Here is a 24,649-nt window from a genome sequence, read left to right as displayed (position 1 = left end):
CCTGGCTGACGCGTCGGCAGTGTCGGCGCCGCACCCGTGAGGGTGCGAACGTTTGCAACCGACTTCTTCGGGGACAGCGTAGCGCGTCGACGACATGGCGCTCGGCTTACGCGCACCGTAGGATGCAAACGTTGTCACCCACACTCGACGAGGAGACGCACGTGAGCGACCCGTGGACCCTGCACCCCGACCGGGCCCTGCCCGCCGACCCCACCACGCGGGGCATCGCCCGCGAGATCTACGCGGCGACCCGGGACCTGCCGATCGTGTCGATGCACGGCCACGTCCCGGTCGAGTGGTTCGCGCAGGACTCCTCGTTCGGCGACCCGGCGCAGCTCTTCGTGGTGCCCGACCACTACCTGACGCGCATGCTGGTGTCCCAGGGCGAGACGCTGCCGCGGCTCGGCGTCGGCTCCACCGACACCGAGCAGGTCGAGACCGACCCCCGCGAGATCTGGCGACGGTTCTGTGCCGGCTGGCGGCACTTCCGCGGCACGCCGACCCGGTACTGGCTCGAGCACGCGCTCGTGGAGATCTTCGGCGTCACCCAGCGCCCGTCGGCCGAGACGGCGGACGCGATCTACGACCAGGTCGCCGCCCGCATCGCCGAGCCGGGCTTCCGCCCCCGCGCGCTCCTGGACGAGTTCAACATCGAGGTCATCGCCACGACCGACGCCGCGTGGGCATCCCTGGAGGACCACCGGCGTCTGGCCAAGGACGGCTACGGCGACCGCGTCCTGCCGACGTTCCGGCCGGACCCGCTGCTGCACGTCGACCGCGCGACGTGGCGTGACGAGATCGCGCTGCTCGCCCGGGCCGCCGACCACGAGGTCGACTCCTACGACGACTACCTGACGGCGTTGCGCGCCCAGCGCCGGGCGTTCGTCGAGGCGGGCGCGCGTGCCACCGACCACGGGCACCTCGCGGCGGACACCGCCCCCCTGGACGACGTCGAGGCCCGGCGCATCTTCGACGCCGCGCTCGCCGGGACGGTCACGGCGGCGGAGGCGGAGGCCTTCAGCGGGCACATGCTGTTCCAGATGGCGGCCATGTCCACCGAGGACGGCCTGGTGATGCAGCTCCACCCGGGCGTGCTGCGCAACCACGCGACGGCCCCGTTCGCCGCGTTCGGTCCGGACAAGGGCTACGACATCCCGGTCGTCACGGAGTTCACGCGGTCGCTGCGGCCGCTGCTCGACGCGTTCGGGCACCACCCGGGCTTCACGATGATCGCCTTCACGGTGGACGAGGACGTCTACTCGCGCGAGCTCGCGCCGCTCGCGGGGGTCTACCCGGCGCTGCGGCTCGGCGCACCGTGGTGGTTCCTGGACGCGCCCGACGCGATGCGCCGGTTCCGCGAGGCGGCGACCGAGACGGCGGGCTTCAGCAACATGAGCGGGTTCGTCGACGACACCCGTGCCTTCTGCTCGATCCCGGCCCGTCACGACCTCGCCCGGCGGATCGACGCGGGGTACCTCGGCCGGCTGGTCGCGGAGCACCGGCTCGATCTGGACGAGGCGGCCGAGACCGCCGTCGACCTCGCCTACCGCCTGCCCCAGGCCGCCTACCCCGCCCCCCGGTAGCGTTGTGGGCGCGATTTCTGGCCCGACATGTCCGTTCCGCCCGGGTTTTCGTCCCAGAAATCGCGCCCACAACGACGACCGCCGCCCGTCGCTCGAAGGAGAGCCGCATGCCCGCCCCGTCGGTCCTGTCCGATATCGTTTTCGCCCTTCCCGACGTCCACCCGGCCTGGCTGCCCGACGCCGCGTTCCGGCCCGTCGGCAGCCGTCGCCTCGCGCTCGGCACACCGGCAGACGGCGGCGCCCCGGCCGCGTCCGAGGTGCTCGCCACGCTGCGCGCCGAGCTGGACCGCGCGACCGCCACCCACGGAGGTGCCGTCGTCGGCCCGCAGGATGCCGCCGACCTGCTCCTGCACCTGTCCCCCGCCGTGCCGACCGGCTTCCGGCTCGAACGGTCCGGTGGCCGGGTCACCGTCAGCGCGGCGGACCCGACCGCGCTGCTGCACAGCTGGTTCCACGTGGTGCGCCGCGGTGAGGCGGCGTTCGCGTCCCGGCCAGGCGACCCGGACGTGGACGAGCACCACGCCCCCGCGAGCGCCCTGCGGATGCTCGACCACTGGGACAACGTCGACGTCCACCCCGTCATGGGCCAGGTCGAGCGCGGGTACGCGGGCGGCTCGATCTTCTACGACGCCGGCCAGGTCCGCCCCGACCTGTCCCGCGTCACGGCGTACGCGCGGCTGCTCGCCGCGGTCGGCGTCGACCGCATCGCCGTCAACAACGTCAACGTGGCCGCGCGCGAGGCCCGGCTGCTCACCGACGACCTCGACGAGGTCGCCCGCCTCGCCGCCGCCCTGCGCCCCTACGGCGTGCGCGCCCACCTCTCCGTGAGCTTCGCCGCGCCGATGACCCTCGGCGGGCTGGCGACGTCGGACTCGTGCGACGAGGACGTCCGCGCCTGGTGGCGCGCCGCGGCGGACCGTGTCTGGGCCGAGATCCCGGACTTCGGCGGGTTCGTCGTCAAGGCCGACTCCGAGGGCCAGCCGGGTCCCTTCGCGTACGGACGGGACCACGCCGACGGCGCGAACATGCTCGCCGAGGCGGTCGCCCCGCACGGCGGGCTGATCCACTGGCGCGCGTTCGTCTACAACCACACGCAGGACTGGCGCGACCGGTCCACCGACCGGGCCCGCGCGGCCCACGACCACTTCGCGCCGCTCGACGGCCGGTTCGCCGACAACGTGATCGTCCAGGTCAAGCACGGACCGCTGGACTTCCAGGTGCGCGAGCCCGTCTCCCCCGTGCTCGCCGCGATGCCGCGCACCCGGGTCGCGCTCGAGCTGCAGGTCACCCAGGAGTACACGGGCCAGCAGCGGCACGCCGTCTACCTCGGCCCGGCCTGGAGCGAGATCCTGCGGTGGCGCCCGTGGGGCGACGGCGGCGCGACCGTGGCCGACGTCGCCGCACCCGCCGGCGGGTTCGCCGCCGTCTCGAACGTCGGTGACGACCGCTTCTGGACCGGCCACCCCCTGGCCCAGGCGAACCTGTACGCGTTCGGACGGCTGGCCTGGGACCCGACGCTCGACCCCGCGGCGGTCCTCGACGAGTGGATCACGCTGACGTTCCCGGACGCGCCCGGGCCGCTGCGCGAGGCGGTCCACGCGATCCTGGACGAGTCGTGGCACACCTACGAGCTCCACACGGCGCCCCTCGGCGTCGGGTTCATGGTGCGTCCGGGCCACCACTACGGCCCGGACGTCGACGGGTACGAGTACACGCCGTGGGGCACCTACCACTTCGCCGACCGCGACGGCATCGGCGTGGACCGCACGCGCGCCACCGGCACGGGGTTCACCGGCCAGTACCCGGCACCGTGGCGAGACGTCTACGAGGACCGCGAGACGTGCCCCGACGAGCTGCTGCTGTTCTTCCACCACGTGCCGTACACCCACGTGCTGCACAGCGGGACCACGGTGGTCCAGCACGTCTACGACACCCACTTCGAGGGCGTCGAGCGGGTGCGCGCGATGGTGGAGCGCTGGGAGGCGGTCGCGGCCCTGGTGCCCGACGACGTCGCCCAGCGCGTGCGCGAGCGGCTCGCGGAGCAGCTCCGCTCGGCCGTCGAGTGGCGCGACCAGGTCAACACGTACTTCCTGCGGAAGTCGGGGATCGGCGACCTGCGCGGCCGCACGATCCACTGAGCGCGGCGGGCCTCATCCGTGGGCGCCGAGGCGGCGCGAGACCTGCGCGGCCGCCTGCCCGACGGCGGCCGCGAGCGCGTCGCGCCGAGCCTCCGTGACGTCGGCGGACCGGTACGTCAGCGCGATGCCTGCCACCGGGTATCCCGTGTGGTCGGTCACCGGGTGCGCCACCGACGACAGCCCGTCGGTGACCTCGCCGTCCTCGACGGCGTAGCCACGGCTCCGCGCGTCGCGCAGCACGGCGCGCAGGGCCTGCAGCGTGCGCGGCCCGACGCCGGTGCGGTCGGTCAGGACCGCGGAGCTCGGGAAGAGGGCGCGGACCTGCGCGGCGGGCAGCCGGGCGAGCACGGCCCGGCCGGACGCCGTGAGGTGCGCGGGCAGCCGGACGTCGACGTCGGAGACGAGGCTGGGCCGGTGCGGCGCCCGTTGCTCGACGAGGTAGAGCACCTCGCGACCGTGGAGCACCGCGAGGTGGGCGCTCTCGCCGGTGGACTCGACCAGGTGCGCGACGACGGGACGGGCGAGCCGCGCGAGCGGCGCCTGCCGGGCGTAGGCCGACCCGAGCGACAGGGTGGCGGTGCCGAGCCCGTACCGGTGGTCCTCGGGCAGGTGGACGACGTAGCCCTCCTCCACCAGCACGGACAGCAGGTGGTAGACGGTCGAGCGGGGCAGGCCGAGGTGCTGCGCCACCGCAGCCGCCGGGGACGGGCCCGCCTGCGCCGCGAGATAGCCGAGCACGCGCAGCGCGCTGCGTGCGGCGGGCACGTCCGCCATCGCTCCCCCTCGTGTCTGGGATCCCAGACTGAACCGTCGGCCGGCGACTGTCCAGCCCACCGGTGATGAGGTGTCCTGACCGTATGACCGACACCCTGCCCGCTCCGGCCGGCCACCCTGCCGGCCCGGCCGCCGTCGAGCTCACGGGCGACGCGCTCACGATCGACGACGTCGTCGCGGTCGCCCGCCACGGCGCACCCGTCCGCGTCACGGACCGTGCGCTCGACGCCATGGCCGCCAGCCGCGCCGTCGTCGAGTCGCTCGCCGACGACGACCGCCCGCACTACGGCGTCTCCACCGGGTTCGGGGCGCTGGCCCGCCGCCACATCCCCGCCTCGCAGCGCGCACGGCTCCAGCTCAGCCTGATCCGTTCCCACGCGGCGGGCACCGGCCCGGAGGTGGAGCGCGAGGTGGTGCGGGCGCTGCAGCTCCTGCGACTGAGCACCCTCGCGACGGGCCGCACCGGGACACGCCCCGTCGTCGCCGAGACCTACGCCGCCATGCTCGACGCCGGGATCGCCCCCGTCGTGCGCGAGTTCGGCTCGCTCGGCTGCTCGGGCGACCTGGCCCCGCTCGCGCACGTCGCGCTCGCCGCGCTCGGCGAGGGCGAGGTGCGCGACGCCGACGGCGCGACCCGCCCGGCGCTCGCCGCGCTGACGTCGGCGGGGATCGAGCCCGTGGTGCTCCGCGAGAAGGAGGGCCTGGCCCTCGTCAACGGCACCGACGGCATGCTCGGCATGCTGTGCCTCGCGATCCACGACCTGCGCTCGCTGCTCACCACCGCGGACGTCGCCGCAGCGTCCAGCGTGGAGTCGCTGCTCGGTTCCGACGCGGCCTTCGCCGAGGACCTGGTGGCGATGCGTCCGCACCCGGGCCAGGCGGCGTCGGCGTCGAACCTGCGGGCGTTGCTCGACGGCTCGCCCGTCGTCGCCGGCCACCGCACGGTCGACGCGACAGGCCGCCCCGAGTGCACCCGCGTCCAGGACGCCTACTCGCTGCGCTGCGCGCCGCAGGTGCACGGGGCCGCACGGGACACCCTCGACCACGCCGCCGCCGTCGCCGACCGCGAGCTGGCGTCCGCCGTCGACAACCCCGTCGTGACCGTCGACGGCCGCGTCGAGTCCAACGGCAACTTCCACGGGGCGCCGGTCGCCTACGCGCTGGACTTCCTCGCCATCGCGGTGGCCGACGTCGCGTCGATGAGCGAGCGCCGCACCGACCGGTTCCTCGACGTGGCCCGCAACGAGGGGCTGCCACCGTTCCTCGCCGACGACCCCGGCGTGGACTCCGGCCTGATGATCGCCCAGTACACGGCCGCGGGGATCGTCAGCGAGCTCAAGCGGCTGGCGGCGCCGGCGAGCGTCGACTCGATCCCGTCGTCGGCGATGCAGGAGGACCACGTCTCGATGGGCTGGGCCGCGGCCCGCAAGCTGCGCCGCGCCGTCGACGGGCTCGGGCGCGTGCTCGCGATCGAGCTGCTCACCGCCGCCCGTGCCCTCGACCTGCGCTGCGCGGACGGGCTCGCGCCCGCCACGGGCACCGGCGCGGTGCGCGACCTGCTGCGCACCGTGGTCGCCGGCCCCGGACCTGACCGCGTCGTCGCCCCCGAGATCGACGCCGTGACCCGGCTCGTCGCGGACGGCGACGTCGCCGCGACCACGCGTGCCGCCGTCGGGCACCTGGCCTGAACGACCGAAGGAGACCGGCATGACCCACGACCGGGGAACCCCCGTCCCCGTCCGCGCCCCGCGCGGGACGGCGCTCACGGCGCGCAGCTGGCAGACCGAGGCGCCGCTGCGCATGCTCATGAACAACCTGGACCCGGAGGTCGCGGAGCGGCCGGACGACCTCGTCGTCTACGGCGGCACGGGCCGGGCCGCCCGCGACTGGCCGAGCTACCACGCGATCGTGCGCACGCTCACCGACCTGCGCGACGACGAGACGCTGCTCGTGCAGTCCGGCAAGCCCGTCGGGGTGCTGCGCACGCACGAGTGGGCTCCGCGCGTGCTCATCGCGAACTCGAACCTCGTGGGCGACTGGGCGACGTGGCCCGAGTTCCGCCGGCTCGAGGCCCTGGGCCTGACGATGTACGGGCAGATGACGGCCGGGTCGTGGATCTACATCGGCGCGCAGGGGATCCTGCAGGGCACGTACGAGACGCTCGCAGCCGTCGCGGCCAAGAGGTTCGGCGGGTCGCTCGCCGGGACGCTGACGCTGACGGGCGGTTGCGGCGGCATGGGCGGCGCGCAGCCGCTCGCGGTCACGCTCAACGGCGGCGTGTGCCTCGTGGTCGACGTCGACGCCTCGCGCCTCGAGCGGCGCGTGCGCGAGCGGTACCTCGACGAGGTCGCGCCGTCGCTCGACGACGCGGTGACGCGCGTCGAGGCCGCACGCCGCGAGCGCCGCGCGCTGTCCGTCGGCGTGGTGGGCAACAGCGCGCACGTGGTGCCGGAGCTGCTGCGCCGCGGCGTCGAGGTGGACGTGGTGACCGACCAGACGTCCGCGCACGACCCGCTGTCCTACCTGCCGCTCGGCGTCTCGGTGGACGAGTGGGCCGACACCGCCGCCGCGAGACCGGAGGAGTTCACCGAGCGGGCGCGCGAGTCGATGGCGCGGCACGTCGAGGGCATGGTGGGCTTCCTCGACGCCGGTGCGGAGGTCTTCGACTACGGCAACTCGATCCGCGACGAGGCGCGTCGCGGCGGGTACGGCCGCGCGTTCGACGTCCCGGGGTTCGTGCCCGCGTACATCCGGCCGCTGTTCGCCCAGGGCAAGGGGCCGTTCCGGTGGGCGGCGCTGTCGGGCGACCCGCGCGACATCGCGGCCACCGACGAGGCCGTGCTGAGCCTCTTCCCCGACGACGACCACCTGCACCGCTGGATCCGCGCGGCCCAGGAGCGCGTCGCCTACCAGGGGCTGCCGGCACGGATCTGCTGGCTCGGGCACGGCGAGCGCGACCGCGCGGGCCTCGCGTTCAACGAGCTGGTCGCCTCCGGCGAGGTGAGCGCGCCCCTGGTGATCGGGCGGGACCACCTCGACGCGGGATCCGTCGCCTCGCCGTACCGCGAGACCGAGGGCATGGCCGACGGGTCCGACGCCGTCGCCGACTGGCCGCTGCTCAACGCGCTCACCGCGGCGTCGTCGGGCGCCACGTGGGTGTCGCTGCACCAGGGCGGCGGCGTCGGCATGGGCCGGTCGATCCATGCGGGGCAGGTGTCCGTCGCGGACGGCACGCCGCTCGCCGCGCAGAAGCTCGCGCGCGTGCTGTCCAACGACCCGGCCCTCGGTGTGCTGCGGCACGTGGACGCGGGGTACGACGACGCCGTCGACGCCGCCGAGCGGGGCGGTCTGCGCGTGCCGGTGCGGGAGACGGCGACCGGCCGGGAGGCGTGATGCACGAGGTCCCGCACCGCGAGCACGGCGCGACGCTGCTGTTCGGTGTCGGTGAGCTCACGACGAACGTGCCCGGCGTGGCCGGGGCCGACGACCCGGACGACCCCACCGCCGTCGTCCGCGACGCCGCGATCCTGCTGGACGGCGGACGCGTCGCCTGGGCGGGGCGCGAGGCCGACGCGGCCGCGGGCGTCGAGGAGGCGATCGGCCGGGCGCCGGACCGGACCGTCGATGTCGGCGGCCGGGCCGTGATCCCGGGGTTCGTGGACTCGCACACGCACCTGGTGTTCGCCGGGGACAGGGCGGCCGAGTTCGAGGCCCGCGCGGCCGGGCGCCCGTACGCGGCCGGCGGGATCCGGGCCACCGTGGCGTCCACACGTGCGGCGTCGGACGACGCGCTGCGGGCCGGGCTGGCGCGGCACGTCGCCGAGGCCGCCGCCCAGGGGACGACGACCCTCGAGGTCAAGACCGGGTACGGGCTGACCGTGACCGACGAGGCGCGCTCGGTGCGGCTCGCGCGGGAGGTGACCGACGAGGTGACGTTCCTCGGGGCGCACGTGGTGCCGCCGGAGTACGCGGGGCGGGGCGACGAGTACGTCGACCTCGTGTGCGGCGAGATGCTCCGGTCGTGCGCGCCGGGTGCACGGTGGGTCGACGTCTTCTGCGAGACGGGGGCGTTCACCCCGGAGCAGGCCCGGCGCGTGCTCTCGGCCGGCGCCGCCGCCGGGCTGGGCGTGCGGGTGCACGCCAACCAGCTCGGCCCGGGCGAGGGCGTGCGGGTCGCCGTGTCGCTCGGCGCGGCGTCGGTGGACCACTGCACCTACCTGTCCGACGACGACGTCGCGGCGCTCGCGGGCTCGTGGGCCGACGACGCGCCGGGTACGGTCGCGACGCTGCTGCCGGGCGTCGAGTTCTCGACCCGGCAGCCGTACCCGGACGCGCGGCGGCTGCTCGACGCCGGCGTCGTCGTGGCGCTCGCGAGCGACTGCAACCCCGGGTCGTCGTACACCTCGTCGATGCCGTTGATGGTGGCGCTCGCGGTGCGGGAGATGGGGATGACCGTCGCCGAGGCGGTCCGGGCCGCGACGGCGGGCGGGGCGACGGCGCTGCGGCGGTCCGACGTCGGCCGGCTGGAGCCGGGCGCGCGAGCCGACCTCGTGGTGCTGGATGCGCCGTCGCGCACGTACCTGGCCTACCGGCCGGGCGTGCCGCTGGTGTCCGGCGTCTGGCGCGAGGGCCGCGAGGTCCACCCGCCGAGGTAGGGACGGACCGTGCTACCCGGTGCGCAGAGCGAGTCCTGCGAGCGCCTCCAGCACGCACAGCGCGGCGAGCCGCACCGTCCGGCCGTCGGGGGCGTCCGCCGTCGCGTCCACCTCGGCGATGTCCACGGAGCGCACCCGCTCGCTCCGCGCGAGCCCCCGGACGAGCGCGCGCAGCTCGTGCGCGGCGAGCCCGCCCGGCACGCTCGCCGGGCAGCCGGGCGCCACCGCCCGGTCGCAGACGTCGACGTCGACGTCGACGTGCACCGGCCCGGCTGCGGCACCGGCGACGTCCAGGGCCTCCGCGACCACGGCCGGGATGCCTCGGGACCGCAGCTCGTCGAGGGTCACGACGCGGATCCCCAGCTCGTGCGCCCGCCGGGTGTACGCGGCCGAGTTGGCGAAGTCCGCGATCCCCACCTGCACGACCCGTGCCGGGTCCAGGCCCGCCTCGATCAGCAGCCGCACGGGTGAACCGTTCGAGACGCCCTCGCGCAGGTCGTGGTGCGCGTCCAGCGTGACCAGCCCGGCCGCCCCGAGCTCGGGTCCCCAGGCACCCAGCGCCGCGGGCACGGTCAGCGCGTTGTCTCCGCCGAGCGCCACCAGCAGCCGGGCACCGCCCGCGGCCTCGGCGACGGCGGCGCGCGCCCGTTCCTCCCCCGCCGGACCGTCGGGCTCGTCCACGTCGCCGTGGTCGACGACGGCGAGCCCACCCAGGTCGACCGGGCCGCCGCCGTCGGGCGCAGCACTCGCACCGCGGCCCGTCAGTGCCGGGCTGTACCGCCGAAGCGCCGCGCGCACGGCGGCAGGGGTCGCGTGCGCCCCGGTCGGTGAGAGCGAGGTGCGCCAGGTACCGATCCCCAGCAACGCGGCGTCGGCCGGGACGCGGCCCGCACCCGGCGCGGGCGCGGGCCAGCCGCCGGCGCGCGGCCAGAGCGGGTCGTGGGACAGCGGGGTGCTCACGACGCGACGGTAGCCGAACCGTGGACGGCACGGCAGCCCCGGGCTGACGGCGCGCCTCCAGCCGGTGTGTTCGGCTCAGTCGGCGGACTCGACGAACCGCAGGCGCACCTCGGACAGCAGCGGCTTCTCCCAGCGCAGCAGCAGCGCCACGAGGAGCACGCCGAACGCCGCGAGCACCGCCGGCGCGGTGAGGAACACGATCGCGCCGGCGAGCACGACGGCGGACATCACGGCCAGCGTCACCCGCGGGAGCCGGCCGAGGAAGTACAGCGCGAGCCGCGCGGTGTCGCGGCCGCGGAACGCGAAGAACGACGCGATGACGGTGGCCTGGATCATCCAGAGCAGCACGATCGCACCGATGCCGAGGAGGATCCCGGCCCACCAGACCGGCACCCCCGCCACCGCGATGTTGACGGTGGTCCAGGACAGCACGGCGAGCAGCAGGAGGCCGGGCACCCAGATCTTCAGCACGTCGCCGAGGTTCATCCGGTACCCCTTGGCGAAGGCCGGCGCCGGGGTCAGGCCGTCGTCGCGGGCCTTGGCCCCCAGGGCGAAGAGCGACGCCGAGAGCGCCGGTCCGACGAACACGGTCGAGGCGACGGCCAGCGGCACGTTCGAGGGGTCGGGCTCGATCAGGAAGAGCAGCACCACGGTGGGCGAGACGCTGATGGCCAGCAGGAGGCCGACCACCAGCAGCCGGTACACCGTCGACGTCGCCCGCCCGGCGGTCCCGTGGTCGTGGTCGCCGGGCACCGGCGCGTTGGAGGTGGTCACGTCACCCACCGTACGGGCCGCGCCCCAGGATGCGGGAGTCGTCGAGCCACGCCGGGGTCTCGTCGTGGACGACGTCGAGCTCGACCAGCGTGACCTCGTGGCGGCCCAGGGTCAGGTCGAGGTCGACCCGTCCCTCCTCCACCGCGAGCGCCCGGTGGCTGCGCACCGGCTCGGCAGCCTCGGACAGCGCCTCGAGCTGCCGGCTCCGCGGGGAGGCCGGCCGGCCCATCTCCCGCCAGGCCGCCCAGGCGTTGCCGTCGGACTCGTTCACCACCGACCGGTGCGCGTAGACCGTCCGGGCGCCCGCGCCCGCCGGGGAGCCGCCGTCGTCGTCGCGAGGTCCGAGCACCGGGACCGAGAGCCGCAGCTCGTGGCGCTCCGGCTCGACCGGGTCGTCCGTGCCGCCGACGGGCTGCCAGGCGAGCACCGTGACGCGCCCGGCGTCGTCACGGGTGACGAGATGGTCCCGCCCCCGCGCGAGCACGTGGCGTCCCATCCGCGCCATGAACGCGTAGAGGTGGAACGTCGGCTTGCGGAGCTGCCGGTGGGTGACCATGCCGAACCCGCCGTGGAACAGCGTGGAGGGCACGCCCTCCTCCTCGAAGGTGTCGCTGAAGGTCCAGTACGAGAACGAGTCGACCAGGTCGCCGCCCGCCGCGAGCACCGGCGCGAGGTAGGCGGCGTTGTACGCCGTGTCGTGCACCGGGTTGTCCGGCCGGTAGGAGGTGTTGAACTCCGTGATGTGCACCGGCAGGTCGGCCAGCGGTGTCCCGGCGAGCATCTCCTTCGGCCGGGCGAACTGCTCGAGCAGGCGCTGCGGCTCGCGGACGGTCTGGTAGACGCCGAAGGGCACGTGCTGCGCCTGGCCCGAGCTGTAGGCGTGCACCGAGACGAAGTCGCACGGCACGTCGCGGGCGAGGACGAACTCGGCGAACGGCTCCCACCAGTCGTCGGCCCCCGGGGAGAGCGCCGGTCCACCCACCTGGAGGGAGGCGTCGACGTCCTTGACGGCGCGGGCGGTGACCTCGTAGAGACGCAGGTAGGCGTCCTGGTCGGCGCCCTGCCAGAAGTGCGTCAGGTTGGGCTCGTTCCACACCTCGATCGGCCAGGTGCGGACCTCGTCGAGCCCGTACCGGTCCACCAGGTGGCCGACGACGGCACGCACGAGCGCGGCCCACTCGCGGTGGTCCCGGGGCGGGGTCACGTTGCCCCGCCACCAGAACACCGTCTGCTCGCCGGACGCCAGGGCGGCGGGCATGAACCCCAGCTCGAGGAACGGCTTGATGCCCAGCCCGAGATAGGCGTCCACCACCTGGTCGACGTACGTGAACGCGTAGCGCGTGGCGGCGCGGCCGGCCTCCTCGTACGGCCGGTGCACGCCGACGTCGTCGGACAGCAGGCCGTGGCCGCGGATGTACCGGAACCCGATCTCGCGCTGCACCAGGGCCAAGGACTCCTGGTAGTCCTGGCGCAGCGCGAGGTTGAAACGGCCCGTGCCGACGCAGGACCGCCAGGCGTCGCTGAGCACTCCGACGGGTTCGGCGGGGACGGTGAGGCGAGGCACGGAGCTCCTTCGGGGTGGGTCAGTCGCCGACGCCGGCGGCGGCGTTGGCGCGGTCGACGTAGTCGGTCATGCCGGCGCCCACGAGCTCGGCGACGTAGGCGTCCCACTCGGACATCGGCCGGTCGCCGAGCATGAACTGGGCCGTGTTCTGCATGACGATGTCCTGCAGGGTGGTCTGCTGCAGGCCCGCCTGCTCCTGCTGCATCTCGTCGTACTGCACGGCCGGCGGGATCGGCAGCTCGGACTTGACGGCGTTCATCCCGTCCATGAACTCGATGACCTCGTCGCTCATCATCGACTTGTCCAGGTCCTCGGTGGAACCGTGGGCGATGGACCAGACCCCGTTGTAGTAGCCGAAGTCGGCGTTGAGGAGCTTCGGGGCGTCCGGGTTGAGCTCGCCCCAGCCGACCTCGTCGACGAGGACGCGCTCGTCGCCCTGGCGCTCGAACGTCTCGCCCTCGACGCCCCACTTGGCGAACTCGAGGCCCTCGTCGGAGTAGTAGAGCCAGTCGACGAACTGCAGCATCGCGAGGAAGTCGTCCTGCTCGGCGGCCTGCGCCGAGAACATCAGGCCGGACTCGCGGCGCGTGCCACCGGGGATGAGGTCGCCGGCCGGCCCGCCCGGCACCACGATCTGCTTGATCTCGGCGTCGCTGTCACCGGTCTCGGCGAACGCGTCCCGGTACTCCAGCAGCACCTGGTCGTTGGAACCGATGGCGGCGGCCTGGCCGGAGGCGAACTTCTCCTTCGCCTGGTCGTCGTCCTGGGTCAGCGCCTCCGGGTCCAGCAGACCGTCGGCGACGAGGTCGGCGAAGTACTGGACCAGGGAGCGGTACTCGTCCGAGGCGCCGGCGTACTCGTACGCACCGGCGTCCGCGTCCCACTGCAGACCCTGGCCGTAGTTCCAGCCCGCGTTGGTGCCGAAGTTCGGCGCCGCAGCCATCATCGTGGCCTCGATGGGCCCGTTGATCGACCACCGGTCGGTCATGGCGTGGTCGAGGTCCGGGTTCTCCTCGGCGATGACGGCGAGCTGCTCGGCGAACTCGTCCCACGTCGTCGGGTGCTCGAGCCCCGCCGCGTCCCAGAGGTCCTGCCGGATGGCCACCGAGTACTGGTGCTTGGCGACCTCGTGCAGGCCCGGGATCATGTAGTACTTGCCGTCTGCCTGGCGCTGCGCCTCGATCTCCTCGGTGAGGCCCCAGTCGGAGACCTTCTGCTGGAAGTTCGGCATGTACTGCACGTAGTCGGAGATCGGCAGGATCGCGCCGCCACCGATGAACTGGACCTCGTCGCCCGGGTAGGTGGCCGGCATGATGTCGGGCGCCTCGCCCGAGCCGATGAGCACCGAGCGCTTCTGCTGCATGTCCTCGAGCGGCACGTTCTCGTAGTCGAACGTGACGTTGTTGTCCTGTTCGAGGTGCTGGACGATCGACCAGTCCTCCTTGAACGGGTAGTTCGGGTGGTCGCGGTAGAGCAGGCCGAACTCGACCGGCTCCGTGGCCACGAACGTGTCCCCCGCCGCGAAGTCCTCCATGTAGCCGATCTGCGAGGCCATGTCGATCGCGCCGGCCTCGGCCCCGTCCTCGGGGCTCTCGCCGTCGCCCGAGCACGCTGTCAGGGTGACGGTCAGCGCGACGACGGCGCCTCCCGCGACGATCGTGTTCCGAGTGATCCTCATTGCTCTCCTCCTGTGGTGAACGTCGTTGTTCGCGACGGTGGGGGCGGGTTCAGCCCTTGACCGAGCCGAGCATCACGCCCGACACGAAGTACTTCTGGATGAACGGGTAGAAGCAGATGATCGGCAGCACCGTCAGCAGCATCGCGACGGCCTGGATGTTGGCGCCGATCTGCACCGTCTCCATCCCCGCCTCGACGCCGCTGCCGGTCGCACCGGCCAGCAGGTTGCGCAGGTAGAGCGTCACCGGCTGCAGCCCGGGGTCGCTCAGGTAGAGGAACGCGGGGAACCACGCGTTCCAGAACGAGACGGCGTAGAACAGGACCATGGTGGCGACCACCGCCTTGGACAGCGGCAGCACGATGCGCCCGAAGATCCCGTAGGTGGTGAGCCCGTCGATCGACGCCGCCTCCTCCAGGTCGCTGGGGAAGTTCTCGAAGAACGACTTCATGACCAGCAGGTTGAAGGCGCTGATCGCGTTGGGCAGCACGATCGCCCAGATGGTGTTCTTCAGGCCGAGGTTCGTGATGAGCAGGTAGTTCGGGATGAGACCGCCGTTGAAGAACATCGTCACCACGACGAGCCCGATGAAGACCGACCTTCCCTTCAGATGCCGCTTCGACAGCGCGTAGGCCATCGTCGTGGTGAGCACCATCGCGATGCCGGTCGCCAGGACGGTCTGGATGATCGTGTTGCGGTAGCCGGTCCAGAAGCGCTCGTCACCGAACACCGTCTCGAAGGTGGTCAGGTTGAACCCCTTGGGCCAGAGGTTCACCTCGCCGGCCACGATGTACCCCTGGGAGCTGAACGCCTGGGCGATCAGGTTCACGAACGGGTACAGGGTCACCAGGCACACCAGGACGAGGAGCACGGCGTTGACGACACGGAACACCGTGTAGCCGCGGGTGTCCTTGATCGTCGTCGGGACCGCGCGGACCGCCGAGATGTCCGGGGCCGTCGGCGTTGTGCTCACCACAGGGACGCTCCAACCAGTCGCTTCGAGATGGCGTTGGCCGACAGCACGAGCGTCAGCCCGATGACGGCCTCGAAGAGGCCGATCGCCGCCGCGTAGGAGAAGCTGCCGCTCGTCAGGCCCACGCGGTAGAGGTAGGTGGCGATGACGTCCGCCGTCGAGTAGGTCAGCGGGTTGTAGAGGAGGAGGACCTTCTCGAACCCGACCGCCAGGAAGGTGCCGATGTTGAGGATGAGCAGCACCACGATGGTGGGGCGGATGCCGGGCAGGGTGATGTGCCAGATCTGCTGCCACCGGTTGGCCCCGTCGATGCGCGACGCCTCGTAGAGCTGGTCGTCGATGGTCGTCAGCGCGGCCAGGTAGAGGATGGTGCCGAACCCGACGACCTGCCAGATCTCGGAGCTCACGTACACGGGGCGGAACCAGTCGGCCCGCTGCATGAACGAGATCTCCTCGCCGCCCACGGCCGTGATGATCTGGTTGATCGTGCCGTTGAGCGCCGTCAGCTCGTAGACGAACCCGGCGACGATCACGATCGACATGAAGTGCGGCAGGTAGGTGATCGTCTGGACGGCCTTCTTGAAGCGGCGTGAGCGCAGCTCGTTGAGCATGAGCGCCAGGACGATCGGCAGGGGGAAGACGATGACCAGGGTCAGCGCCCCGAGGACCACCGTGTTGGTGAACACCCGCCAGAACGTGGGGTCGTTGAGGAACATCTCGACGTAGTGGAGACCGACCCACTCGTCACCGAAGATGGACCCTCCCGGCCGGAAGCGCCGGAACGCGATGACGTTGCCCGCCATCGGCACGTACCGGAACAGCAGCAGGAACGCGATGGGCAGCACGAGGAACGTGTAGAGCCGCCAGTCCCTGCGCAGCGCGGTGGCCCAGGTGTCGCGACGGACGCGCCGTTGCTTGCCGCCGGACGACGGCGGGTCGGCCGTCGCGTCGACGACCACGGCGGGGGCGGTGACCACCGCCTCGGTCCCGTGTGTCATGTCCTGCTCCTGGTTCGTCACGTCGTCGTGGCGGGCCGTCGAGCCCGTGGCGTCGTCGCCCGGTCGAAACTTTCGACATTGAAAACGTTGTCGACGTGAGCGACAGTAGGCGGGCACGGCACAGCGGTCAAGCCGAGGCCGATCACGGTACGGTCACATGTGAAGACTTTGCGGCCCGTAGCGTCGCTTCATGGCGTCGATCGTGCGGTGCGCCGCGGCGTCGCGTCGCCCGCAAGGTCGCTAGGATTGAGCCGAAAGTTTCGCAACATGCTCGCTCAGATGACAACGCCCGCACCGGGCGCGGCCCGGGTCGGTGACGGTCCAGGCCGGTGACGGCCAAGGCGTACCACCAGGAAGGGACCCGATGTCCGCTCCCCGCTCCGCGCCGACGATCGCCCAGATCGCCCGGGAGGTCGGCGTCTCGGTCCCCACGGTCTCCAAGGTCCTCAACGGCCGGTCGGACGTCGCCCCGGCCACGCGTGCGCGGGTCGAGGAGGCGCTGGACCGGCACAGCTACCGGCGCCGTCGGCCGGGGATCCCCCCGACCGGGGCCGGGCTGATCGACCTCGTCTTCCACCGGCTGGGCTCGACCTGGTCCCTGGAGATCATCCGCGGCGTCGAGGACACGGCCGCAGCCGGCCGCACCAGCGTGATCCTGTCCGAGCTCGGCGGGCAGCACCGACCGCCCCGCACCTGGCTGGAGACGACGCTCGCGCGCCCCCCGCTGGGCGTCCTGCTGGTGGCCTCCCAGCTCACCGAGGCCCAGCAGCGACGGCTGACGAGCAGGTCGGTCCCGTTCGTCGTCATCGACACCGACGGCGAGCCGCCGCCGGACGTGCCCACCGTGGGTTCCGACAACTGGAACGGCGGGCTCGCGGCCACCCGCCACCTCGTCGAGCTCGGGCACCGGCGCGTCGCGGCGATCTCCGGGCCGTCCGACATGCTGTGCAGCCGGGCCCGCATCGACGGCTACCGCAGCGCCCTCGAGTCGGCGGGGATCGCCGTCGACCCCTCGCTGGTGGACTCCGGCAACTTCTACGTCGAGGCGGGGTACGCCGCGGCGCGGCGGCTGCTCGACCGCGCGAACCGCCCGACGGCCATCTTCGCCGGCTCGGACATGCAGGCCATCGGCGCCCTGCGCGCCGCGCAGGACATCGGCCTGCGGGTGCCCGACGACGTCTCGGTGGTGGGGTACGACGACCTGCCGCTGGCCCAGTGGACCGTCCCGGCCCTGACCACCGTGCGGCAGCCGCTGGCCGAGATGGGGGCCACCGCGACCCGCATGGTGCTCGAGCTCGCCGCCGGGAGCACGCCGGCGGTCACCCGCGTCAACCTCGCCACGGAGCTGGTGGTCCGGGAGTCCACGGCTCCCCCGCCCCCCACCTGACCCCCCTCCCTCCACGCTGTGGGTGCACGACACGCCGTCATCGCTGGACAACAAACGGCGTGTCGTGCACCCACAACACCCAGAGCGCCCAGAGCAGCCACAGCGCGGGGCGGGGCAGGGTGGGGGGGTGGGGTGGGGGCGGGTGACGTGGGTGGTCAGCGCTGGACGCGCGCGCTGCCGCCCGCGGCGAGCTTGGCGACCTCGGCGAGCGTCGCCGTCGTCGTGTCCCCCGGGGTCGTCATGGCGAGCGCGCCGTGCGCGGCGCCGTACTCGACGGCCTCGGCGAGGGACTCCCGCTCCAGGAGCCCGTACGCCAGGCCCGAGGCGAACGAGTCGCCACCGCCCACGCGGTCGAAGATCTCCAGGTCGGGCCGGTGGGTGGCCTCCACGAAGCCCTCGGCGCGCGACCACGCGATGGCACCCCAGTCGTTGACCGACGCCGACTTGACGCCGCGCAGCGTCGTGGCGATCACCTGGAAGTTCGGGTACGCCTCGGCCGCGGTGCGGATCATCGCCCGGAAGGCGCCCGTGTCGAGGTCCGTCAGCGACTCGTCGACGCCCTCCACCTCGAAACCGAGGGACGCCGTGAAGTCCTCCTCGTTGCCGATCATGACGTCGACGTGGTGGGCCAGGCGCCGGTTGACCTCGCGCGCCCGCTCGACCCCGCCGATGCCCTTCCACAGCGAGGGCCGGTAGTTGAGGTCGTAGGAGACGACCGTGCCGTGCCGGCGGGCGGCGGACATCGCGGCCTCGGCCACGTCGGCGGTGGACTCGGACAGCGCCGCGAAGATGCCGCCCGTGTGCAGCCACCGCACACCGGAGGAGAACAGCGCGTCCCAGTCGACGTCGTCGGGCTGCATCTGGGAGACGGCGGTGTGCCCGCGGTCGCTGGTGCCCACGGCCCCGCGCACGCCGAAGCCCCGCTCGGTGAAGTTGAGCCCGTTGCGCACCTCGCGCCCGATGCCGTCGTACTCGCGCCACTGCACCCAGGAGGTGTCGAGGCCGCCGGTGAGCATGCAGTCCTCGACGAGCCGGCCGACCTCGTTGTCCGCGAGCGCGGTGACGATCGCGCCGCGCAGCCCGAAGCAGCGCCGCAGCCCGCGGGCGACGTTGTACTCGCCGCCGCCCTCCCAGACGTCGAAGCTGCGGGTGGTGCGGATGCGGCGGTCGCCCGGGTCCATGCGGAGCATGACCTCGCCGAGGGCGACGACGTCGTAGCGGCAGTCCGCGGCGGGGCGCGTGGTGACGGACGGGTTGCTCATGAGTTCTCCTTCACGAGGTCGACGGCCTCGGCGGTGAGTCGGGTGATCTGATCCCACTCGCCGGCGTCGACGAGCCTCTTGGCGACCATCCACGAGCCGCCGACGGCGAGCACCGGCGCCAGCGTGAGGTACTCGCCGAGGTTGGCCGCGCTGACGCCGCCCGTCGGGACGAACCGCACGGTGCCGAAGGGCGCCGCGAGCGCCTTGAGGGCCGCGGGGCCGCCGACGACGGAGGCCGGGAACAGCTTGACGGTCTCGACGCCCAGGTCGAGCGCCGCCATGATCTCGGTCGGCGTGGCGACGCCGGGCAGCACGGGCACGCCGTGGTGCTGGGCGCGCTCGACGACGCTGCGCGACAGGCCGGGCGAGACGATGTAGCGCGCACCGGCGTCGACGACGGCGTCCACCTGCGCCGCGGTGACGACGGTCCCGGCGCCGACGACGACGTCAGCCTGGTCGCGCGCGACGGCGCGGATCGCGTCGAGCCCGCCCGCGGTGCGCAGCGTGATCTCGGCGACGGGCAGCCCGCCCGCGACGAGGGCCTCGGCGAGCCGGAGGCCCTGCTCCGCGCCGTCGACCACGACGACGGGCACGAGACGGTGATGTTCGAGGGTCTTCAGGGTGTCGCCGGGTGACATCTGCTCTCCGTTTCGCTATGGTGAACGCCAGTTGTTCACTACGGAATGCACCCTAGCAGGACGGTCCCATGGAACCCAGCCCGCTCGGCAGCGTCGACAAGGCCCTGCTCACGCTCGACGCCCTCGGGCGCGCCGGCGCCGACGGCGCCTCCCTGGCAGACCTCTCGGCCGAGGTCGGCGCCAACAAGTCCACGCTGCACCGCACCCTGGCCGCGCTGCGCCACCGGGGCTACGCCGAGCAGACCGACGACGGCACCTACCGCCTCGGCCCGGCCGTCCTCGCGCTCGGCAGCACGTTCCTCGCCGAGGAGAACCTGCCCGCCCTGCTGCGCCCCGCGCTCGACGCCCTGAGCGCCGAGGTCGACGAGCTCGTCCACCTCGGCGTCCTCGCCGGCCGGGAGGTCGTGTACCTGGAGAAGGTCGAGCCGCAGCGGGCCGTCCGGGTGTGGTCCGCCGTCGGACGCCGCCGCCCGGCCGCCACCACGGCGCTCGGCCGCGCGCTCCTGGCTGCCGGTCCGTTCGACGACGCCGCCCTGGCCGCATACGCCACACCCGGGACCGCTGCCGACCGCCTCCGGGAGGCGCTGGCCGAGGCCCGGCACACCGGCGTCGCCACCGAGACCGAGGAGAACGAGCCCGGCATCGCGTGCGCCGCCGTCGCCGTGCTCCGTGCCGGCCGGCCGATTGCCGCGGTGTCCATCACCGCACCCGCCGAACGCATGACCGGCGCCGCCCGGGAGGCGCGGATCGCCGCGCTGCGCGAGGTGCTGCCCGCTCACCTGCCCGCCGACCTCACCGTGCCGGCCGGGTAGCGGGCAGCGAGCGCCGACCACGCGCACCGACCGCCCCGCCCGGTGCCGAACGGCACCCCGTCGGGCACCATGGCTGCCATGACCCCCACACGAACCCGCAACCCGCAGAGCATCCTGTTCATCGGCGGCTCCGGCGTCATCAGCGCCGCCTCGGTGACCCGCGCGGTGGCGCAGGGCCACCGCGTCACCGTTCTCAACCGCGGCCGTTCGACGACCCGCCCGCTGCCCACCGACGTCGAGACGCTCGTCGCGGACGCGGCCGACGACGACGCGGTCGACGCCGCGCTGGCCGGCCGCGACTTCGACGTCGTCGCCCAGTTCCGCGCCTTCTCCCCCGACCACGTGGCCCGGGACGTCGAGCGGTTCACGGGGCGCACCGGCCAGTACGTGTTCGTCTCGAGCGCCTCGGCGTACCAGACGCCGCCCTCACGCCTCCCGGTCACGGAGTCGACCCCGCTGCGCAACCCGTACTGGCGGTACTCCCGCGACAAGATCGCCGGCGAGGACCTCCTGGTGCGCGCGTACCGCGAGGACGCGTTCCCGGCAACCGTCGTGCGCCCCAGCCACACCTACGACCGCACCCTGCTGCCGACGAGCGGGGCCTGGACGGACGTCGCCCGGATGCGGGCCGGCAAGCCCGTCGTCGTGCACGGCGACGGCACGAGCCTGTGGACGCTGACCCACACGGACGACTTCGCCGTCGGGTTCGTCGGCCTGCTGGGCCACCCGCACGCCGTGGGCGACACGTTCCAGATCATGGGCACGCACGCCCCCACCTGGGACCAGGTCTACACGTGGCTGGGCGCCGCGGCGGGGGTCCCCGACCCCGAGATCGTGCACGTGCCGTCCGAGACGATCGCGCACGTCCTGCCCGACGTCGGCGACGGTCTCCTCGGCGACAAGGCGCACTCCATGCTGTTCGACTGCGCCAAGCTGCGGGCGCTCGTGCCCGACTTCGGCACCACCATCACCTACGACCAGGGCGCCCACGAGCAGATCGCCTGGTACGACGCGCACCCCGAAGCGCAGGTGGTCGACCGCGCGCTGGACGAGGGCTTCGACCGGCTCGTGGAGCACGCGCGGGCGATCTGAACCTGGCACGTAGCCTGGCGCCGTGACCACACCCCTCGTCCTGCTGGACCTCGACGGCACGCTCATGGACTCTGCGCCGGGCATCACGGCGTCGGCGGCGCACGCCTACCGCACGCTCGGCCTGCCGGTGCCCGACGCCGCCACGCTGCGCTCGTTCGTCGGCCCGCCGATCACGGACTCCTTCCCCACCCACGGCGTGCCCCGCGAACGGGTCGGCGAGGCGCTCGTCGCCTACCGTGCGGCCTTCACGGCCGGCGGCATGTTCAACAACTCGGTGTTCGACGGCGTCCCGGCGGCCCTGCGCGAGCTGCGCGCGGCCGGCTGCGTCCTCGCCGTGGCCACGAGCAAGCCCGAGGTGTTCGCACGGCCGATCTGCGAGCGGTTCGGCCTCTCCGCGCTGGTGGACGACGTGTTCGGCGCTCCGCTGGACGAGGCGACCTCGACCAAGGCCGACGTGATCGCCAAGGCGCTCGCCGCGCTCGGGCGGCAGTCCCCGGCCGCGCCCGAGGACGGCCCGGTGCTGATGGTCGGCGACCGCGAGCACGACGTCCACGGTGCGGCGGAGCACGGCATCGGCTGCCTGGGCGTGAGCTGGGGCTACGCCGCTCCGGGCGAGCTCGAGCGCGCGGGCGTCGTCGGGACCGTCGACGACGTCGCCGACCTCGCCGCGCAGGTCCTGGCCCGGCTGCGCTGAGCCGGGCACGACGAAGGCCCCGGACCCTGTGAGGAGGGTCCGGGGCCTTGCGTCGTCAGTCGGCGGGAAGCCCGCTCCGGGCTACTCGGCGCCGGCCTGCATCTGCCCGGTGGGCGGCAGGTCGGACACGGAGACGCCGGTGGGTGCGTCGAGCGCCGCGGCGGCGCCCACGGAGACGGGCCCGCGGTCGTGCTCGGACTTCGGCACCCCGCGGAACGTGAACTCCCCGAGGATGCCCTCGCCCTCGCCGTCGACGAGGACCATCTCGCCGGACTTGAGCTCGCCGAACAGGATCTTCTCGGACAGCGCGTCCTCGATCTCCCGCTGGATCGCCCGCTTGAGCGGCCGCGCACCGAGGACCGGGTCGTAGCCCTTCTCCGCCAGCAGCTTCTTGGCCGCCGGGGTGAGCTCGATGCCCATGTCCTTGTCGCGCAGACGCTTGTCGAGCTTGGCGACCTCGAGGTCGACGATCTCGATGATCTCCTGCTCGGACAGCTGCGGGAACACGATCGTGTCGTCGACACGGTTGAGGAACTCGGGCCGGAAGTGCTGCTTGAGCTCCTCGTTGACCTTCGCCCGCATCCGCTGGTAGTCCGTCACCAGGTCGCCGCCGGCGTTGAAGCCGGTCTGGACGCCCTTGGCGATGTCCCGCGTACCGAGGTTGGTCGTCATGATGATGACGGTGTTCTTGAAGTCGACCACACGACCCTGGGAGTCGGTGAGGCGACCGTCCTCGAGCACCTGCAGCAGCGAGTTGAAGATGTCCGCGTGGGCCTTCTCCACCTCGTCGAACAGGACCACGGAGAACGGACGGCGGCGCACCTTCTCGGTGAGCTGACCACCCTCGTCGTAGCCGACGTACCCGGGGGGCGAGCCGAACAGCCGCGAGACCGTGTGCTTCTCCGAGAACTCCGACATGTCGAGCTGGATGAGCGCGTCGTCGTCGCCGAACAGGAACTCGGCGAGCGCCTTGGCGAGCTCGGTCTTCCCGACGCCGGTGGGCCCGGCGAAGATGAACGAGCCACCGGGACGCTTCGGGTCCTTGAGACCCGCACGCGTGCGGCGGATCGCCTGGGACAGCGCCTTGATGGCGACGTCCTGGCCGACGACCCGCTTGTGCAGCTCGTCCTCCATGTGCAGGAGCTTGCTCGACTCCTCCTCGGTGAGCTTGACGACCGGGATGCCGGTCGACATCGCCAGCACCTCGGCGACGAGCTCCTCGTCGACCTCCGCGACGGTGTCCAGGTCGCCCGACTTCCAGGCCTTCTCCTTGTCGGCGCGCTGCTGCGTGAGCTGCTTCTCGGTGTCACGCAGGCCGGCGGCCTTCTCGAAGTCCTGGTCGTCGATCGCGGACTCCTTGTCGCGACGGGCCTCCGCGATCTGCTCGTCGAGCTCCTTGAGCTCCGGCGGGGCCGTCATCCGGCGGATGCGCAGGCGCGCGCCCGCCTCGTCGATGAGGTCGATCGCCTTGTCGGGCAGGTACCGGTCGTTGATGTACCGGTCGGCGAGCTGGGCGGCCGAGACGAGCGCGGCGTCCGTGATGGACACCCGGTGGTGCGCCTCGTAGCGGTCGCGCAGACCCTTGAGGATCTCGATCGCGTGCTCCATCGACGGCTCGTTGACCTGGATGGGCTGGAAGCGACGCTCCAGCGCCGGGTCCTTCTCGACGTGCTTGCGGTACTCGTCGAGCGTCGTGGCACCGATGGTCTGGAGCTCACCACGGGCCAGCATCGGCTTGAGGATGCTGGCGGCGTCGATCGCGCCCTCGGCGGCGCCGGCACCCACCAGGGTGTGGATCTCGTCGATGAACAGGATGATGTCGCCCCGCGTGCGGATCTCCTTGAGCACCTTCTTCAGGCGCTCCTCGAAGTCACCGCGATAGCGCGAGCCGGCCACCAGGGCGCCCAGGTCCAGCGTGTAGAGCTGCTTGTCCTTGAGCGTCTCGGGCACGTCGCCGCGCACGATGTCCTGCGCCAGCCCCTCGACGACGGCCGTCTTGCCGACGCCGGGCTCGCCGATGAGGACCGGGTTGTTCTTGGTGCGGCGCGACAGCACCTGCATGACCCGCTCGACCTCGGGCTTCCGCCCGATGACCGGGTCCAGCTTGCCCTCGCGCGCTGCCTGCGTCAGGTTGCGGCCGAACTGGTCCAGCACCGCGGACCCGGAGGGCTGCCCCTCCTGCGGGCCGCCGGCGGCGACCGGCTCCTTGCCCTGGTAGCCGCTCAACAGCTGGATGACCTGCTGACGCACCTTGTTCAGGTCGGCACCCATCTTGGTGAGCACCTGCGCCGCCACGCCCTCACCCTCGCGGATGAGGCCGAGCAGGATGTGCTCCGTGCCGATGTAGTTGTGGCCGAGCTGCAGCGCCTCGCGCAGCGACAGCTCCAGCACCTTCTTGGCACGCGGGGTGAACGGGATGTGCCCGCTCGGGGCCTGCTGGCCCTCACCGATGATCTCGGTGACCTGCGCGCGCACGCCGTCGAGCGAGATGCCCAGCGACTCCAGCGCCTTGGCGGCGACGCCCTCACCCTCGTGGATGAGGCCGAGCAGGATGTGCTCCGTGCCGATGTAGTTGTGGTTGAGCATCCTCGCTTCTTCCTGCGCGAGGACGACCACCCGACGGGCTCGGTCCGTAAATCTCTCGAACATGTGCTGCTCCCTCACGAGCGG

At 72.8% G+C, this 24,649-nt stretch carries 19 protein-coding genes; 9 read left to right on the top strand and 10 right to left on the bottom strand.

Annotation, left to right across the window (positions count from 1 at the left end):
- Positions 1 to 161 precede the first annotated feature (161 nt).
- Together uxaC and BCL65_RS02455 are read left to right on the top strand one after the other, a co-directional pair.
- Positions 162 to 1,583: a glucuronate isomerase gene (uxaC, locus tag BCL65_RS02460; protein WP_106264796.1), complete on the top strand. Its 1,422-nt coding sequence runs from the start codon at positions 162 to 164 to the stop codon at positions 1,581 to 1,583.
- Between the two features lie 107 nt (positions 1,584 to 1,690).
- The gene (locus BCL65_RS02455; protein WP_106264794.1) at positions 1,691 to 3,721 is read left to right on the top strand and encodes an alpha-glucuronidase; all 2,031 of its coding nucleotides are present in this window, start codon (positions 1,691 to 1,693) and stop codon (positions 3,719 to 3,721) included.
- Positions 3,722 to 3,733: 12 nt separating this feature from the next.
- Here BCL65_RS02455 and BCL65_RS02450 read toward each other — a convergent pair whose 3' ends face one another.
- Positions 3,734 to 4,495 (bottom strand): IclR family transcriptional regulator, encoded by a 762-nt coding sequence (locus BCL65_RS02450; RefSeq protein ID WP_106264792.1) that lies wholly within the window; start codon positions 4,493 to 4,495, stop codon positions 3,734 to 3,736.
- An 83-nt stretch (positions 4,496 to 4,578) separates the two neighbouring features.
- Here BCL65_RS02450 and hutH point away from each other — a divergent pair, with 83 nt between their 5' ends.
- From hutH to hutI, 3 genes are read left to right on the top strand one after another with little or no spacing between them, the layout of a single operon-like run.
- Positions 4,579 to 6,183 (top strand): histidine ammonia-lyase, encoded by a 1,605-nt coding sequence (gene hutH, locus BCL65_RS02445; RefSeq protein ID WP_106264790.1) that lies wholly within the window; start codon positions 4,579 to 4,581, stop codon positions 6,181 to 6,183.
- Between the two features lie 19 nt (positions 6,184 to 6,202).
- Positions 6,203 to 7,888 (top strand): urocanate hydratase, encoded by a 1,686-nt coding sequence (hutU, locus tag BCL65_RS02440; RefSeq protein ID WP_106264788.1) that lies wholly within the window; start codon positions 6,203 to 6,205, stop codon positions 7,886 to 7,888.
- Positions 7,888 to 9,150: an imidazolonepropionase gene (hutI, locus tag BCL65_RS02435; protein WP_106264786.1), complete on the top strand. Its 1,263-nt coding sequence runs from the start codon at positions 7,888 to 7,890 to the stop codon at positions 9,148 to 9,150. The genes hutU and hutI overlap by 1 nt, the downstream gene beginning before the upstream one ends.
- Before the next feature lie 12 nt (positions 9,151 to 9,162).
- On the opposite strand, the gene BCL65_RS02430 is transcribed toward hutI, so the two are convergent.
- The 6 genes from BCL65_RS02430 to BCL65_RS02405 form a co-directional block, all read right to left on the bottom strand.
- The gene (locus BCL65_RS02430; protein WP_106264784.1) at positions 9,163 to 10,110 is read right to left on the bottom strand and encodes an arginase family protein; all 948 of its coding nucleotides are present in this window, start codon (positions 10,108 to 10,110) and stop codon (positions 9,163 to 9,165) included.
- A gap of 75 nt (positions 10,111 to 10,185) precedes the next feature.
- Positions 10,186 to 10,884, bottom strand: a complete 699-nt coding sequence (locus BCL65_RS02425) for a glycosyltransferase (RefSeq protein ID WP_181340697.1) — start codon at positions 10,882 to 10,884, stop codon at positions 10,186 to 10,188.
- A 1-nt stretch (position 10,885) separates the two neighbouring features.
- Positions 10,886 to 12,448, bottom strand: coding sequence for a GH39 family glycosyl hydrolase (locus tag BCL65_RS02420; RefSeq protein WP_106264782.1), 1,563 nt, complete (start codon positions 12,446 to 12,448; stop codon positions 10,886 to 10,888).
- A gap of 19 nt (positions 12,449 to 12,467) precedes the next feature.
- The gene (locus BCL65_RS02415) at positions 12,468 to 14,126 is read right to left on the bottom strand and encodes an ABC transporter substrate-binding protein (protein WP_106264780.1); all 1,659 of its coding nucleotides are present in this window, start codon (positions 14,124 to 14,126) and stop codon (positions 12,468 to 12,470) included.
- A 49-nt stretch (positions 14,127 to 14,175) separates the two neighbouring features.
- Positions 14,176 to 15,099, bottom strand: coding sequence for a carbohydrate ABC transporter permease (locus BCL65_RS02410; RefSeq protein WP_106264778.1), 924 nt, complete (start codon positions 15,097 to 15,099; stop codon positions 14,176 to 14,178).
- A complete protein-coding gene (locus BCL65_RS02405; protein WP_106265190.1) occupies positions 15,093 to 16,094 on the bottom strand; it encodes an ABC transporter permease in 1,002 nt (333 codons plus the stop codon). The genes BCL65_RS02410 and BCL65_RS02405 overlap by 7 nt, the downstream gene beginning before the upstream one ends.
- 364 nt (positions 16,095 to 16,458) lie before the next feature.
- On the opposite strand from BCL65_RS02405, the gene BCL65_RS02400 reads away from it, so the two are divergent.
- Positions 16,459 to 17,481 carry a LacI family DNA-binding transcriptional regulator gene (locus tag BCL65_RS02400; RefSeq protein WP_106264777.1) on the top strand — a complete coding sequence of 341 codons (1,023 nt, stop codon included), beginning with the start codon at positions 16,459 to 16,461 and terminating at the stop codon, positions 17,479 to 17,481.
- Between the two features lie 155 nt (positions 17,482 to 17,636).
- On the opposite strand, the gene BCL65_RS02395 is transcribed toward BCL65_RS02400, so the two are convergent.
- Together BCL65_RS02395 and eda are read right to left on the bottom strand one after the other, a co-directional pair.
- Positions 17,637 to 18,743 (bottom strand): sugar kinase, encoded by a 1,107-nt coding sequence (locus BCL65_RS02395; protein ID WP_106264775.1) that lies wholly within the window; start codon positions 18,741 to 18,743, stop codon positions 17,637 to 17,639.
- Positions 18,740 to 19,381 (bottom strand): bifunctional 4-hydroxy-2-oxoglutarate aldolase/2-dehydro-3-deoxy-phosphogluconate aldolase, encoded by a 642-nt coding sequence (gene eda, locus BCL65_RS02390; protein ID WP_106264773.1) that lies wholly within the window; start codon positions 19,379 to 19,381, stop codon positions 18,740 to 18,742. The genes BCL65_RS02395 and eda overlap by 4 nt, the downstream gene beginning before the upstream one ends.
- Positions 19,382 to 19,449: 68 nt before the next feature.
- Between eda and BCL65_RS02385 the strand changes: the two genes are divergently transcribed.
- The 3 genes from BCL65_RS02385 to BCL65_RS02375 all read left to right on the top strand — a co-directional run bounded on the left by BCL65_RS02385 (position 19,450) and on the right by BCL65_RS02375 (position 21,979).
- Positions 19,450 to 20,193, top strand: a complete 744-nt coding sequence (locus tag BCL65_RS02385) for an IclR family transcriptional regulator (RefSeq protein ID WP_106264771.1) — start codon at positions 19,450 to 19,452, stop codon at positions 20,191 to 20,193.
- Between the two features lie 78 nt (positions 20,194 to 20,271).
- On the top strand, positions 20,272 to 21,285 hold the full coding sequence (locus tag BCL65_RS02380; RefSeq protein WP_106265188.1) for an NAD-dependent epimerase/dehydratase family protein: 1,014 nt from the start codon (positions 20,272 to 20,274) through the stop codon (positions 21,283 to 21,285).
- Positions 21,286 to 21,307: 22 nt separating this feature from the next.
- Positions 21,308 to 21,979, top strand: coding sequence for an HAD hydrolase-like protein (locus BCL65_RS02375; RefSeq protein ID WP_106264769.1), 672 nt, complete (start codon positions 21,308 to 21,310; stop codon positions 21,977 to 21,979).
- Positions 21,980 to 22,060: 81 nt separating this feature from the next.
- Here the strand turns inward: BCL65_RS02375 and BCL65_RS02370 are convergent, their stop codons facing one another.
- Positions 22,061 to 24,628, bottom strand: a complete 2,568-nt coding sequence (locus BCL65_RS02370) for an ATP-dependent Clp protease ATP-binding subunit (RefSeq protein WP_106264767.1) — start codon at positions 24,626 to 24,628, stop codon at positions 22,061 to 22,063.
- Positions 24,629 to 24,649 lie beyond the last annotated feature (21 nt).

The organism is Isoptericola halotolerans (assembly GCF_003003075.1).
Classification (GTDB): domain Bacteria; phylum Actinomycetota; class Actinomycetes; order Actinomycetales; family Cellulomonadaceae; genus Isoptericola; species Isoptericola halotolerans_A.
This window is presented reverse-complemented; position numbering and strand designations above follow the sequence as displayed.

Excerpts from the sequence above, each read along its gene's own strand:
- BCL65_RS02400 (WP_106264777.1), top strand. The coding sequence starts at position 16,459 with ATGTCCGCTCCCCGCTCCGCGCCGACGATCGCCCAGATCGCCCGGGAG.
- hutI (WP_106264786.1), top strand. The coding sequence starts at position 7,888 with ATGCACGAGGTCCCGCACCGCGAGCACGGCGCGACGCTGCTGTTCGGT.
- eda (WP_106264773.1), bottom strand. The coding sequence starts at position 19,381 with ATGTCACCCGGCGACACCCTGAAGACCCTCGAACATCACCGTCTCGTG.
- BCL65_RS02405 (WP_106265190.1), bottom strand. The coding sequence starts at position 16,094 with ATGACACACGGGACCGAGGCGGTGGTCACCGCCCCCGCCGTGGTCGTC.
- BCL65_RS02415 (WP_106264780.1), bottom strand. The coding sequence starts at position 14,126 with ATGAGGATCACTCGGAACACGATCGTCGCGGGAGGCGCCGTCGTCGCG.
- BCL65_RS02455 (WP_106264794.1), top strand. The coding sequence starts at position 1,691 with ATGCCCGCCCCGTCGGTCCTGTCCGATATCGTTTTCGCCCTTCCCGAC.
- BCL65_RS02380 (WP_106265188.1), top strand. The coding sequence starts at position 20,272 with ATGACCCCCACACGAACCCGCAACCCGCAGAGCATCCTGTTCATCGGC.
- hutU (WP_106264788.1), top strand. The coding sequence starts at position 6,203 with ATGACCCACGACCGGGGAACCCCCGTCCCCGTCCGCGCCCCGCGCGGG.
- BCL65_RS02370 (WP_106264767.1), bottom strand. The coding sequence starts at position 24,628 with ATGTTCGAGAGATTTACGGACCGAGCCCGTCGGGTGGTCGTCCTCGCG.
- hutH (WP_106264790.1), top strand. The coding sequence starts at position 4,579 with ATGACCGACACCCTGCCCGCTCCGGCCGGCCACCCTGCCGGCCCGGCC.
- BCL65_RS02385 (WP_106264771.1), top strand. The coding sequence starts at position 19,450 with ATGGAACCCAGCCCGCTCGGCAGCGTCGACAAGGCCCTGCTCACGCTC.
- BCL65_RS02450 (WP_106264792.1), bottom strand. The coding sequence starts at position 4,495 with ATGGCGGACGTGCCCGCCGCACGCAGCGCGCTGCGCGTGCTCGGCTAT.
- BCL65_RS02395 (WP_106264775.1), bottom strand. The coding sequence starts at position 18,743 with ATGAGCAACCCGTCCGTCACCACGCGCCCCGCCGCGGACTGCCGCTAC.